The organism is Rhizobium chutanense (genome assembly GCF_002531935.1).
GTDB lineage: Bacteria > Pseudomonadota > Alphaproteobacteria > Rhizobiales > Rhizobiaceae > Rhizobium > Rhizobium chutanense.
On the sequence record NZ_NWSV01000039.1, the window covers coordinates 24212 to 37827 of the forward strand.

General features: G+C 64.0%; 11 protein-coding genes. 8 read left to right on the top strand and 3 right to left on the bottom strand.

The genetic code is table 11. From position 1 onward, the window contains the following. Nucleotides 1–76: 76 nt before the first annotated feature. The 6 genes from CO666_RS30925 to CO666_RS30955 all read left to right on the top strand — a co-directional run bounded on the left by CO666_RS30925 (nucleotide 77) and on the right by CO666_RS30955 (nucleotide 8335). Complete coding sequence (locus CO666_RS30925; RefSeq protein ID WP_097615775.1) at nucleotides 77–766, top strand: DNA-3-methyladenine glycosylase I; 690 nt, start codon at nucleotides 77–79, stop codon at nucleotides 764–766. Between the two features lie 124 nt (nucleotides 767–890). Further along, nucleotides 891–1256, top strand: a complete 366-nt coding sequence (locus tag CO666_RS30930; protein ID WP_097615776.1) for a VOC family protein — start codon at nucleotides 891–893, stop codon at nucleotides 1254–1256. Between the two features lie 329 nt (nucleotides 1257–1585). Then, a complete protein-coding gene (locus CO666_RS30935; RefSeq protein WP_097615777.1) occupies nucleotides 1586–5380 on the top strand; it encodes a peptidoglycan-binding protein in 3795 nt (1264 codons plus the stop codon). A gap of 524 nt (nucleotides 5381–5904) precedes the next feature. After that, entirely contained in the window at nucleotides 5905–6828 is a 924-nt protein-coding gene (locus CO666_RS30945; RefSeq protein WP_097615779.1) for a sulfite exporter TauE/SafE family protein, read from the top strand. Beyond that, the gene (locus tag CO666_RS30950; RefSeq protein ID WP_097615780.1) at nucleotides 6828–7628 is read left to right on the top strand and encodes a TIGR02186 family protein; all 801 of its coding nucleotides are present in this window, start codon (nucleotides 6828–6830) and stop codon (nucleotides 7626–7628) included. The genes CO666_RS30945 and CO666_RS30950 overlap by 1 nt, the downstream gene beginning before the upstream one ends. Before the next feature lie 125 nt (nucleotides 7629–7753). Beyond that, the gene (locus tag CO666_RS30955) at nucleotides 7754–8335 is read left to right on the top strand and encodes a transglycosylase SLT domain-containing protein (protein ID WP_097615781.1); all 582 of its coding nucleotides are present in this window, start codon (nucleotides 7754–7756) and stop codon (nucleotides 8333–8335) included. A 41-nt stretch (nucleotides 8336–8376) separates the two neighbouring features. Here the strand turns inward: CO666_RS30955 and pdeM are convergent, their stop codons facing one another. From pdeM to CO666_RS30970, 3 genes are read right to left on the bottom strand one after another with little or no spacing between them, the layout of a single operon-like run. After that, nucleotides 8377–9102, bottom strand: a complete 726-nt coding sequence (pdeM, locus tag CO666_RS30960) for a ligase-associated DNA damage response endonuclease PdeM (protein WP_097615782.1) — start codon at nucleotides 9100–9102, stop codon at nucleotides 8377–8379. A 24-nt stretch (nucleotides 9103–9126) separates the two neighbouring features. After that, nucleotides 9127–11652 carry a ligase-associated DNA damage response DEXH box helicase gene (locus CO666_RS30965; protein ID WP_097615783.1) on the bottom strand — a complete coding sequence of 842 codons (2526 nt, stop codon included), beginning with the start codon at nucleotides 11650–11652 and terminating at the stop codon, nucleotides 9127–9129. 48 nt (nucleotides 11653–11700) lie between these two features. After that, the gene (locus CO666_RS30970) at nucleotides 11701–12333 is read right to left on the bottom strand and encodes a YitT family protein (protein WP_097615784.1); all 633 of its coding nucleotides are present in this window, start codon (nucleotides 12331–12333) and stop codon (nucleotides 11701–11703) included. 126 nt (nucleotides 12334–12459) lie between these two features. On the opposite strand from CO666_RS30970, the gene CO666_RS30975 reads away from it, so the two are divergent. Together CO666_RS30975 and CO666_RS30980 are read left to right on the top strand one after the other, a co-directional pair. Further along, nucleotides 12460–12960 carry an RrF2 family transcriptional regulator gene (locus tag CO666_RS30975; RefSeq protein WP_097615785.1) on the top strand — a complete coding sequence of 167 codons (501 nt, stop codon included), beginning with the start codon at nucleotides 12460–12462 and terminating at the stop codon, nucleotides 12958–12960. A 21-nt stretch (nucleotides 12961–12981) separates the two neighbouring features. Beyond that, complete coding sequence (locus CO666_RS30980; protein WP_097615786.1) at nucleotides 12982–13443, top strand: carboxymuconolactone decarboxylase family protein; 462 nt, start codon at nucleotides 12982–12984, stop codon at nucleotides 13441–13443. Nucleotides 13444–13616: the final 173 nt, after the last annotated feature.

A 13616-nucleotide genomic window follows, 5' to 3' on the forward strand; every position in this document is an offset into this window, starting at 1 on the left:
GTCCATCCGGGAATGGCGTATAAGCGGAAGCGTCGTTCAACCCGCCATTCGGGAATGCCAAAGGAGGATCGCCGGGATGATCAGTTTCGAGGCGATCAGGCAGCGTGCCGAGCAGCGAAAGGGCGGAGCGGCAGCACTGCAGGCGTTGCTGGAGAAACACCGGCCGGATCACGACCGGCTGCGCGCCATGTCGGACGATCGCATTCTGGCGGACATGACAAGGCGCATCTTCTACAGCGGTTTCGTCCAGAAGGTGATCGATGCGAAGTGGCCGGGTTTCGAAGCGGCCTTTTCCGGTTTCGATCCGGCAATGCTGAATATCGCGCCCGACGACTATTGGCACGAGCTGACTTCGGACGAACGGATCATCCGCAACGGCGCGAAGATCATGTCGGTTCGCGCCAATGCCGCCTTCGTCAGGGAACTGGCAAGGGAACACGGCAGCGCCGGCGTCTTCTTCGCCGATTGGCCGCGCGAGGACCAGATCGGCCTACTCGAGCTGTTGAGCAAACGCGGCAGCCGGCTCGGCGGCATGACCGGGCAATATTTCCTGCGCGGCATCGGCCGTGACAGCTTCGTCGCCACGATGGACGTTCTCGCCTGCCTGAGATCGGCCGGCGTGCCGCTGTCTGCCTCCGGCACGGCGAAGAAGGACCAGCCGCTGATCCAGCAGGCCTTCAACGATTGGGCGGCGGAAACCGGCCTTTCCTTCATCCATCTCTCACGCATCAGCGCCTATTCGATCGATGCGGCGCAACCGCACTGAATTCGTCCGAGGCGGAAGCCGTGGACGAAGAGTTTCTGAGCTCCACTGCAGGCTGACGAAGCAACTTTCGCGGCGGGTTCGTACAAGCTAGACTTTACCGTCAACGCTGGCTGGGAGGATACCGATGCCGCGCCTGGATCATGTCACCATCGAAACCCGTGATGCCCCTGGAATGATCGGCTTTTTCGAAACCCTGCTCGGCGTCAAGGAAGGCTATCGCCCACCTTTCGCCTCGCCCGGCCACTGGCTCTATCTCGACGGACTGCCGGTGATCCATCTCAGCCTGACATCGCGCAACACCGATTTTCCGGCCGGCATCTTCAACCATGTCGCCTTCAGCCTTTATGAATTCGGGCCGGCGCTAGAGCGCATCAAGGCAAGCGGCTACCGCTACGAATATTACGATATTCCCGACACCGACCTCGGACAGGTCTTCGTTTACGGCCCCGAAGGCGTGAAGATCGAGCTGCAATATCCCCGGCCCGCCTGAGCCGTGGCGGCCGTCCGATCTGACGAATTCAGCGGCAATTGCCGCCAAAAGCGGCCTTTCGACCATAAACGTTAAAAAATTCTCATCGATATTAACGGCTTGTTTACCACGTTTCGTGAAAGGTGCCGATTGAGCAGTAGCAATCCGCATTCCTTACCCCAGTCTCGCGTTTCTAAGGATGCCGCTACATCGTTCAGCTTGAGGAAAGTCTAATTGACTATCTTCTCATGAATGGTGCGCTCCGGTCCGCGGCAAAGCCGTGGGCAGCAGAGGGATAAGCCAAGGATCGAGCTCTGACGAGAGGTCGAGCAGTCGAAGCGAGCAAGAAGATGAACGGATCGCGATCAAATCCTTCCCGACAGTCCGACAGGACCTCGCTCGATGCGCTGAACCGCACGATCGAAGGGCTGGAGGCCCGCATCGAAGGTCTGATGGGCAGTGGGCGCGAACAGCGGCCGCGCACGGCAACGGCCGAGCGCGATCCCTATGCGAGTTCCAACGCCCCACGCCCGGCACGGCCGCCGCTTGAGCCGCGGCCAGATCCGCTCGCCGAAATCCGCCAGCGCCAGCGCGCCCTCGAAGCAGGCCGCGAACGGCCCTATACACGCGAGCCGGCCCCGCAGATGCGCGAACCGGCGCCGCGCGCCGCCGCGCCGTTGGCCGCACCCGCCTTCCGCGCCGGCGACGACACGATGACGGAGATCGCCCAGGCGCTGGTCAACCTGCGCCAGGACCTGAAGCGCGACATTTCCGAGGGCGTCACCCGCGAGATGAACGCGCTGCGCGCCGAATTGCGCGAGATCAAAACAAGTGCCGGCGACGGCCGTTTCGCCGACGACATGCGCGCCGACATGGGCCGCCTTGCCCAGAGCATCAGCCAGCTGACCGGCCGCGCGAGCAGCCCGGAAGCCGCCGGCCTGCGCGAGGATTTCGAGGATCTGCGCTCGCTGATGGACGGGTTGGCGCGCGAGGATTCGCTGCGCCACATGGAAAACCGCTGGGACGGTTTCGAGAGCCGGCTTGCCGCACTCGATACCGAGGGCCTGCAGGAAGAGCTGGTTTCGCTCGCCTACCGGCTCGACGACATCAAGCGCCATATCGGCGGCATGGGCGAAAGCCCGGCGGTGCGGGCGCTGGAAGATAAACTCATTGCCATCGCCACGGCGATGGAGCAGTTCGGCAATATGATCCAGCCGCACGACCGGGTCATGTCCGAGCAGTTCGCCGCCATGGATACGCGGCTCGACGAGATCAGCCGGGCGATCGCGGCCAGCGGCCGCGCAGCCGCCGCCAACGACCCGGCGCTGATGCAGCGGCTGGAAAGCCGGCTTTCGGCGCTTGCCGACCAGATCGACCTGATGAGCCATGATGCCGCCAACCGCGTGAACCCGGCCGACGAACTGGCGATGCGGCTGGAGGCGCTGACGACGCGCGTCGAGGAGCTGACCAAGGCGGAAGCGACATCGCGGCTCGACGAACGGCTGGAGCATCTTTCCTATCTCCTGGAGCGCACGCAGAAAACCGCGCCGCAGCCCGACCTCACCGGGCCGCTTTCCGATATTTCCCGCAAGATCGACGCGCTCGAGAACGGCGCCGTCAACGATGTGCTGGCGCAGCGGCTCGACTATCTCGCCCGGCGCATCGACGAGATGGCCTATCAGCAGCCGGCGCAGGCCGCTGCGATCGACGACGTCGCCTTCCAGCGTCTCGAAGGGCGGCTGAGCGATATCGCCGCCCGGCTGGAAGAGAGCACCGCGGCGGCGCCGACCGATGCCCGCGCCCTGAAAAGCCTCGAAGACCAGATCGCCAATCTTTCGGCGCTGATGAGCGAGCCGCGCGAAAGCGCTGCGATCCCCGCCGATCTCGACCGGCGCATGGGCGCGATCGAAGATTATATGGCGACCAGCGACGAATATATCATCGAGGCGGCGCGCCAGGCGGCGGAAGCCGTCGTCGAAGCCTATGCACGCAATGGCAGCGCCCAGGGCGGCGTGCCCTCCGCCGACATGTCGGCGCTGACGGCACTTGCCGAGGATCTGCGCCACCTCGAGGATATCAGCCGCGACAGCGAGGAGCGCACGCACAAGACGTTCAAGGCGCTGCACGAAACGCTGGTGCATATCGCCGACCGCCTCGACGGCATGGAAGAGCGCGGCGGACGGGTGAGTGCCCAGATGCCGGTCGCCGACGTCGATTTCGATGTCGATCCCTATGCGCTGATGGTGGCGGAAGCCGAGATGGACAAGATGCCGGCCGCGGCCCCGGCGGCGAAGGCCTCTCCGGTGATCCGCACTGCCGAGGTCGCGGCCGAACCTGCCGCGCCGGCGCAGGCTACTGCCATGAGCGGAACGAGCGCGATCGCCATCGAAGCCGCGACCAGGACGCCGGAGGCTGCGACAGCGGCACCGGCCAAGGTCAGCCTGCTCGCCAGCCTCGGCAAGCGGCTGCGGCCCGGCAAGAAGACCGAAGCCCGTGCCGCCGAACGCCCGATGATCGATCCCGCACCGTCGATCGATCCGACCGACGTGGTGCCGACGGATGCGTCAAACGAACTGCTTGAGCCGGGTTCCGGCGCCCCCGACGTCAAGAAGATTCTCGAGCGCGTCCGCGCCAGCCAGAATGCCGCCCGCGGCAAACCCGCCGCTGAGACCGATCGTGCCGATTATATCGCCGCCGCCCGCCGTGCAGCGCAGGCTGCCGCGATGGAAGTCGACGCCAATCCGAAGCAGGCCGTCAAGACCGAAAAGAAGGGTGCTACCGCCGACAAGGCCGGCAAGACGTCCGACAAGACTTCGGACAAGACTTCGGACAAGACTGGCAAGACCAGCGCCTTTTCGCGCTATCGGCGGCCGATCCTGCTGGCGGTCGGCGCCGTGCTGCTCGCCATCATGGCCTTCCCGCTCGCCCGGACATTGACGAGCGGCGAGCGCGCGCCGCAGCCGCCGGCGGAAGTTTCGGCGTTGACGGGGGCAACGGAGAACCCGGCCCCGGCCCTGCCTGAAGCAACGCCTGTCCAGCCGAATGCCGGCACCGCGGAAACGACCGCTCCCGCATTGGAAGCCACGCCTTCCGCCGCCGAACGAGCTGAGCCGGAAACCGCTCCGCCTGCTGCCGGCGACCATCTGACCGAGGCAGCGCCGCTCGACGGCGAAGGGGCCGCGACATTTGCTCCGGCCGGCACAGTACCTCAGACATCGGGCTTCGTGGCGAACACCCCGGCCGGCGGCGCACCCGCACCGCAGGCCACCATTGCCATTCCCGACACCGTCCAGCCGAAATCGCTCGCCGATGCGGCGCAGGGCGGCGATCCGCTGGCGCTGTTCGAGATCGGCGCGCGTTATTCGGACGGCCGAAACGGCATGACGGTCGATCAGAAGCAGGCGGCAAGCTGGTACCAGCTTTCGGCCGACAAGGGTTTTGCACCCGCGGAGTACCGGCTCGGCAGCATGTACGAGAAGGGCAACGGCGTCGAACGCGACATCGCCAAGGCGAAGGGCTTCTACGAACAGGCGGCAAACCAGGGCAATGCCAGCGCCATGCACAATCTCGCCGTGCTCTACGCCTCCGGCGCGCTCGGCCAGCAGGATTATGCGACGGCGGCCTCCTGGTTCACCAAGGCCGCCAACCTCGGCATCACCGACAGCCAGTTCAACCTGGCGATCCTCTGCGCGAGGGGCAACGGGGTGCCGGCGGATCTCGAAGAATCCTACAAATGGTTTGCGATCGCTGCCAAGGCCGGCGACAAGGATGCGGCCCAGAAGCGCGACGAAGTCGCCAACGCCATGAAGCCCGACCAGCTCGAACGGGCCCGCGCCAAGGCCGATCTCTGGAAGCCGGAACCGGTCGACCACCGCACCAACGCCATCGACATTCCCGACGAATGGGCGGGAACGGGCCCGAAGACGGCAAGCGTCGACATGAAGAAGGCAATCCGCAACATCCAGGCGATCCTCAACAATAACGGCTTCGACGCCGGCGCGCCGGATGGCGAAATGGGCGCAAAGACCGTGACCGCGATCAAGAGTTTCCAGAAATCGATCGGCCAGGAGCCGGACGGCAAGGTGACCGACGCCACGGTCAAGGCGCTGCTCGAACGCAACAAGCAGGGCAGCAAGGCGATCTGAGGACGCGCCCTCTCGACTCCCTCTTCTCCCCAGCGGGGGTCCGAAGGACGGGTTGAGACCGGTGGCTCAACCCAGGCAAAGGTGCCCGTAGGGCGGAAGGGGGCCGCGAAGCTGTTCCTTTCCTCCTGCAGGCGTCGACTGCAGAGGCATCGTTTCTATCATCGGCGTGCCGGAATAGGTAAATGAGGTGAAGGATGTGCCGTGTGGCCCCCTCATCCGACCCTTCGGGCCACCTTCTCCCCGCTGGGGAGAAGAGAAGATGCCGCAGCTCTCGGCGCGGGCTTGGCGACACTCTGCCGCAAGGGTTTTTCCAAATTTTTCGCCGGCTGTCACAAAGCCGGAAAAAAGCCGGATTATGTCCGGACATATCGATCCGCGCATCCGGCGAATCTTCTGCCATCGATCTCCATCGCCAATCGGGGCCGATCGAAAGCCTCTGGCAACGATTTCACAGTATGGTGCGCATTCGAACGGGGACGTGACGGAAACCGCCCGGCAGGCGCGGTCATCATTCGGGGTCGGTTGTGACAATCTATCTGCCCATCGCAGAATTGTCGGTGAACATCTTCATCATTCTCGGCATGGGAGCGGCCGTCGGATTCCTGTCTGGAATGTTCGGCGTCGGCGGCGGCTTTCTGATCACGCCACTATTGATTTTCTACAATATTCCCCCGGTCGTTGCGGTCGCGACCGGCGCCAACCAGGTGGTGGCGTCGTCGATCTCGGGCGCGATCACCCATTTCCGGCGCGGCACGCTCGACGTCAAACTCGGCACGGTGCTTTTGATCGGCGGTCTCTCGGGTGCCACGGTCGGCATCTGGATCTTCTCGCTGCTGCGCGCCATCGGCCAGCTCGATCTGATCATCTCGCTGATGTATGTGATCTTCCTCGGCACCGTCGGCGGGCTGATGCTGCTCGAAAGCATCAATGCCATGCGGCGCGCCGCGCGCAACGAACCGCCGGTGCCGCGCAAGCCCGGCCACCAGCACTGGGTGCACAAGCTGCCGCTCAAGGTGCGCTTCAAGAAATCGAAGATCTTTCTCAGCGTCATTCCGATCGTCGCGCTCGGTTTCGCGATCGGCATCCTCACCTCGATCATGGGCGTCGGCGGCGGCTTCATCATGGTGCCGGCGATGATCTATCTGCTGCGCATCCCGACCAATGTCGTCGTCGGCACCTCGCTGTTCCAGATCATTTTCGTCACCGCCTATACGACGATCGTGCAGGCGGCGACGAATTTTTCCGTCGATATCGTGCTCGCCTTCATTCTGATGGTGGCCGGTGTCGTCGGGGCGCAATACGGCGTGCGCGTCGGCCAGAAGCTGCGCGGCGAACAGCTGCGCGCCCTGCTCGGCCTGCTGGTGCTCGCCGTCGGCCTGCGTCTGGCGATCGCGCTGGTGGTGACGCCGGCCGACGTCTATTCGGTGGTGATGGGAGCCGGCAACTGATGCGCCTGCTTGCCGCCACTCTTGCGCTTTTCTGCCTGCTGCCGGCGGTCGCCGGCGCGCAATGGCTGCCCGGGCAATCCACCGAAGCGGTGCGCGAAGGGCTTGAGATCGGCACGTCGACCAGCGAAATCGCCATTACTTCGGATTTTCACGGTGCCGATCTGACGATCTTCGGGGCGCTCTCGAATACCGACCAGCTGCTGCTCGCCATCGGCCAGTATGACGTGGTCGTGGTGCTGGAAGGCCCGCGCCAGGATGCGACGGTGCGCAAGAAGGAGCGTGTCTTCGGCATCTGGGTCAATAGGCGCTCGATGACCTTCGAGGCGGTGCCGCACTCCTATTCGATGTCGAGTTCGCGGATGATCGATGATCTGACGACGCCGCTCGAACTGACCGATCAGGGGATCGGCATCGATCACATTCCGCTGACGCCGGTCGGCTTCGTCGGCGACGGCAGCAATCTCGGCGAATTCCGCGATGCCTTCCGGCGGCTGCAGCAGGGCGGCGGGTTCTACGACCGCAACCCGAGCGGCGTGCGGTTCGTTTCCTCCAACCTTTTCAAGGCGAGCCTGCGGCTGCCGGCGAACATTCCGAACGGCGTCCACACGGTGCGCGCCTATCTCTTCAAGAGCGGCAATCTGGTGACCCAGGAATCGCTGCCGCTGCGCGTCATCAAGACCGGCATCGAGCAGACCATTACCGATGCGGCGCACAGCCAGCCGATCCTCTACGGCTTTGCGTCCGTGGCTCTCGCAGTCATCACCGGCTGGGGCGCCAGCCTGATCTTCCGCAAGGATTGAACGGCCCGCAAGCGCGGCGCCATTCCTGGCTGCACGAGGAAATATCCGGGGAAGTTCGTATTCGACTAAAAACCGGTCCTTAACATTTACGAGTTAGTAATCTCTCGGAAACGAGAGGTTTTGTCATGCGTACTCGTATCGTTCTGACCGTCGTGGGTCTCGCGCTGCTTGCCGGCTGCGCGACGGCGCCGAAGCAGACGCGGAATATTTGCGCCGTCTTCGATCAGCGCGACGGGCTTTTCTCGAGCTGGCAGAGTGCGGCCGAGCGGACCGAGAAGAAATACGGCGTGCCGGTGCCGATCCTGATGGCGACGATGTATACCGAATCCGGCTTCCAGCCCTATGCGCGGCCGCCGCGCACCAAGCTGTTCGGCTTCATTCCCTGGACCCGGCCTTCGACCGCCTACGGCTATTCGCAGGCGCTCGACGGCACATGGGATCACTATCAGTCGCAGACCGGGAATTGGACGGCGCGGCGGGCGAACTTCGCCGACGCGATCGATTTCATCGGCTGGTATCACGCGCAGAACAGCGCCGAGACCGGCATTCCGCTGAACGATGCCTATAATCTCTATCTCGCCTATTATTCCGGCCCGACCGGATATAAGCGCGGCGACTGGCGCTCGAACGGGCAATTGCAGCAGACGGCGCAGAAGTTCGCGCGGATGGCCGGGACGTATCAGCAGCAGCTGCAAGGGTGTGATTAAGTTCAAAGGTGTGCCGTGTGGCACTCCATCGGGGACAAGCGCTACCCCCGCAAATTCCCGTACCGGACCGAATAAATCCGATCCTTGCCCAAGAGATGCGCCACCAGCGACGCTTTGTCGAACAGGCCTTTCATCGCCTGATGGCCGAGATCGAGGCCGCCGCTCATGACGCCGAAGGCCGGCATCAGCAGGCGGGCGCCATCGGTGGCGAAACACGGGCGGCGGACGGATTTGTCGCGACGGCGCACTGTCGCCGACGGATGCAGGTGGCCTGATATTTCGCCGCTCTGCAGGCCGTTCCTCGGCTCGTGGCGGAAAGTCAGGCCGGCATAATGCAGCTCGTCGGCGCAAGCGCCGGGCAGATCGACGATGCCGTCGGGATCGTGGTTGCCGTTGATCCAGATCCATTCGCGGCCGCGCGCCATGCCGACGATCAGCGCCCGAAAATTCTCCGGCAGATGTTTCGAGCCGATGCGATCGTGGAAATTGTCGCCGAGCGAAACGACGAGCTTCGGATCGTAACGCGAGATGACGGCGGAAAACACGGTCAGCGTCGCCAGCGTGTCATAGGGCGGCAGCATCATGCCGCGGCGGGCGAAGGCCGCCCCCTTTTCCAGATGCAGGTCGGAGACGACGAGCAGGCCGGCATCCGGCAGATAGAGGGCGCCGAGCGGATCGCAGACGGCGGCAACACCGTTCACCGATGTCTCGATGCCCGGCATCGCGGCCAGTCCCGATATGTTGCGCGCCAGCGCCAGGCGGTTCATCACGGTCGTATTCCCAAACAAGTCTCAGGCCAGAGCCTCGGCGATCAGATCGTCCGCCGCTTCGGCGAGCAGCGCGTCATGGGCTTCGCCCGGCACCGCCTCGCGCCCGATTTCCAGCATCACCGGCACGGCGAGCGGCGAAATATGGTCGAGCGGGCGATGCGTGATGTGGCCCCTGATTCGCATCAGCATATCGCCAAGCCGGCTTATATCCAAAAGTCCGGTTGCCGCATCCTGCCGTGTTGCCTGCAGCAGAATGTGATCCGGCTCGTGGCTGCGCAGCACGTCATAGATCAGATCGGCGGAGACGGTGATCTGGCGGCCGCTCTTTTCCTTGCCCGGATGGCGCCGCTCGATCAAGCCCGCAATCACGGCGCAATTGCGGAAGGTGCGCTTCAGCAGGAAGGATTCGTCGAGCCAGGCTTCGAGATCGTCGCCGAGCATATCCGCATCGAAGAGGTCGGAGAGGCTGAGCCGGCCATTTGCGATCATCAGCCCCATATCCTCCAGGCCCCAGACGGCCAGCGAATAATCGGTGGCGACGAAGCCGAGCGGCTTGGCGCCGGCCCGCTCCAGCCGGCGGGTCAGCAGCATGCCGAGCGTCTGGTGGGCGAGACGGCCTTCGAAGGGATAGGCGACCATATAACCGCGGCTGCCGCGCGGGAAGGTTTCGATCAGCAGTTCATCGCGCCTCGGCAGCATCGACTTGTCGGTTTGCAGGGACAGCCAGTCGCGCACCTGATCCGGCAAATGGCGCCAGCGGTCGGGATCGGCGATCATCGCCCGCACCTGCTCGGCGAGATAGGTCGACAGCGGAAACTTGCCGCCGGCATAGGAGGGGATCTTCGGATCGAGAGAAAAGGCCTGCGAGGCCAGGCACTCGTTCTCGCGGATGCCCTCGAAGCGCAGCACCTTGCCGGAGAAGACGAAAGTATCGCCCGGCGACAATTGCTCGAGGAAATATTCCTCGACCTTGCCCAGCGTGGCGCCCCCGCGGCCGATCCGGCCGCCCTCGCCGCGCTTGACCATGCGGATGTTCAGCATCGGGCTTTCGACGATGGTGCCAAGGTTGAGGCGGTATTGCTGGGCGACACCAGGATTGGAAACGCGCCAGCGGCCCTCCTTGGTCTTGCGGATGCGGGCGTAGCGCTCATAGGTTCGCAGCGCATAACCGCCGGTCGCGACGAAATCGACGATACGCTCGAAGGTCTCCCAGGTGAGATCGGCATAGGGCGAGGCGCTGGTGACCTCATCGTAGAGCTCCAGCATATCGAAAGGTTCGGCGCAGGCCATGCCGAGCACGTGCTGGGCGAGCACGTCGAGCGCGCCGCGGCCGACCGGCGGCGTGTCCTGGGCGCCGATGTAATTGGCATCCAAGGCGGCCTGGCACTCCATCACCTCGAAACGATTGGCCGGCACCAGGATCGCCTTCGAGGGCTCGTCCATGCGGTGATTGGCGCGGCCGATGCGCTGGGCAAGACGCGAGGCGCCCTTCGGCGCGCCGACATGGATGACGAGATCGACATCGCCCCAGTCGATGCCGAGATCGAGCGTCGAGGTGGCGACGACGGCGCGCAGCCGGTTTTCGGCCATCGCCGCCTCGACCTTGCGGCGCTGGGCGACATCGAGCGAGCCGTGGTGAAGGGCGATCGGCAGATTGTCGTCATTGATCGTCCAGAGTTCCTGGAACAGCATCTCGGCCTGGCTGCGGGTATTGACGAAGAGCAGCGTCGTCTGGTGTTCGAGCAGCTGCTTGTAGACATCGGGAATGGCGTATTTGGCGGAATGGCCGGCCCAGGGAATACGCTCTTCGGTCGACAGGATCGAAATATCGGGTTTGGCGCCGCCTTCGACGACGACGAGACCGGCATGATGCTCGCTCCCCTCCTCCTGCCCGACCTCCTTTCGGGCGACCAGCCATTTCTGCAGGTCCATCGGCTCGGCGACGGTCGCCGACAGGCCGATGGTCTGGAGGTCGGGGGCGAGGCGGCGCAGGCGGGCCAGCCCGAGCGACAGCATATGGCCGCGCTTGGAGGTGACGAGCGAATGCAGCTCGTCGAGCACGACATATTTCAGGTCCTTGAAGAAACGCTCGGCCTCGCGGTTGGCCAGCAGCAGGGCGACCTGTTCGGGCGTCGTCAGCAGAATATCCGGCGGATTGAGCTTCTGGCGCTGGCGCTTGGCGTTCGGCGTATCGCCGGTGCGATTTTCCACCGTGACCGGCAGGCCCATCTCCCCGACCGGCTTCATCAGGTTGCGCTCGATATCGATCGCCAGCGCCTTCAGCGGCGAGACATAGAGTGTATGGATGCCGGTGAAGGCGGAGCCGGGCGGAATTTTGCCGCGGCGGGTGAGATCGGTGAGCGAGGGCAGGAAACCGGCGAGCGTCTTGCCGGCGCCGGTCGGCGCGATCAGCAAGGTGCTTTCACCGGCCTCGGCGCGGGCAAGCAGTTCCAGCTGATGGGCGCGCGGACGCCAGCCCTTTTCCGCAAACCAGCGGGTAAAAGCGGCAGGCAGCAGGGCGCGGGCTTCGGAATCGATCTGGTCCACGCCTGGAAGGTAGTGAAATAGCGCGGAAAAAGAAGAGCTGCCTTCCGCTCACATGGCGATATAGCGGTCCTTGCGGTGATTGATGGCCAGCGTCAGGTTGAGCACGACCGCGCCGAGCACGGAGCAGGCGATGATGAAGGGGCTGGCGACGAAGAAGGAGAGCGCCAGGATGACAAGGTCGAAGCCGAGCTGGACGAAGCCGGCGCGCCAGCCGAAGCGATCCTGGATATAGAGCGCAAGAATGCCGATGCCGCCGAGACTGGCGCGGTGGCGAAACAGCGCCAGCATGCCGGCGGCGATGACGAGGCCGCCGAACAGCGCCCCGGCGATAGGATTGACATGCGTGATGCCGATAAAGCCCGGGACGAATTCGGACAGGATCGAGGTCAGGCCGATGGCGACGAAGGTCTTGATGGTGAAGGCCGGGCCCAGACGGCGGAAGGCGAGATAATAGAAGGGCAGGTTCACAGCGAAGAAGCACAGGCCGAAGCTTAAGCCTGTCGCATAATGGGCGAGGAAGGCCATGCCCGCCGTGCCGCCGGCAAGCAGCCCGGCACCGGAGAGCAGCGAGACGCCGAGCACGGCGAGCATGCTGCCGGCGACGATGCCCTGGGCGTCGTCGAACGGCGAATGGCGATCGGCGCTGGAATTCAGAAGGCCTGCGAAGGCGTTGGATGCCATGATGTTCCCCTGTCGGCTTTTTCCGTCTTCTATCGCGCGCAGGGTTAAAGGCAAGCAGCAAGGCGCCTCTTGACAGCCGCCCTAATCGTGGATATTTTTTATCCACGAATTGAGGAGGCCGTGCAGATGAAGATGAGCGATGGGGTCGAGCAGGCCATTCACAGCGTCGCGATGCTGTCCGGCCTTTCCCAAGGCGGCGTGCTTTCGGCGGCCGCGCTGGCGGAATTCCACGGTGTGTCGACGAGCTATCTGCTCAAACACCTGCAGGCGCTGTCGGGCGCCGGCATCCTCGATACCGTGCCCGGGCCGAAGGGCGGCTATCGGCTGGCGAAGGCGCCGGACGAAATTTCGCTGCTCGACATTTTGCTTGCGGTCGAAGGACCGGCACCGGCCTTCCGCTGCGCCGAAATCCGCCAGCGCGGACCGAACCCGGTCTCTGACCGCTTCTTCGCCAAACCCTGCAACATCAGTGCGGCGATGCTGCGGGCCGAGCGGGTCTACCGGGCCGAACTCGCCAAGACCAGCATTGCCGATCTCGGCATCGAGCTTGCCGCCCTCGACGATGGATCGATCGCAGCCCGGGGCTGCGCCTTCCTTGAAATTCATGAACGCAAGACGGCTCGTTGAGCCCCAACAAGGAGAATGACCATGCAACCACGTTTCAATTTCGCCAAAGCCGCTCCCGATGCCTACAAGGCCGTCGTCGCCCTCGAACAATATGTCCAGTCCTCCGGGCTGGAGCGCCGCTTCATCCACCTGATCAAGCTGCGCGCCTCGCAGATCAATGGCTGCGCCTATTGCGTCGACATGCATGTGAAGGAAGCCCGCCATGATGGGATCGGCGAGCAATGGATCAACCTGATGTGCGTCTGGCGGGAATCGCCTGTTTACGATGCCCGCGAACGCGCCCTGCTCGGCTGGGTCGACGCCGTCACCAATATCGCCAAGACGGGCGCACCGGACGGCGACTACGAGGCGCTGAAGGCGCATTTCTCCGAGAAGGAAATGACCGAGATCACCGTGGCGATCGGCGCGATCAATATCTGGAACCGCCTTGCCGTTGGCTTCCGCTCGCAGCATCCGATCGATGCGGCGACGAAGGCGGCGTGAGGTCAATGCCACGAGAGAGGACGGGATCACGTTGGATCAGGAAGCGTGACGCATCATCCGAGACGCCGACGTCGAGTTTGGCAGAAGCAAACCCCAACCTCCGTCATCCCAGGCCTTGATGTAAAGCCCGGATACATACCTGACAGATGTTCGGAGACATGCCTGACAGTTCC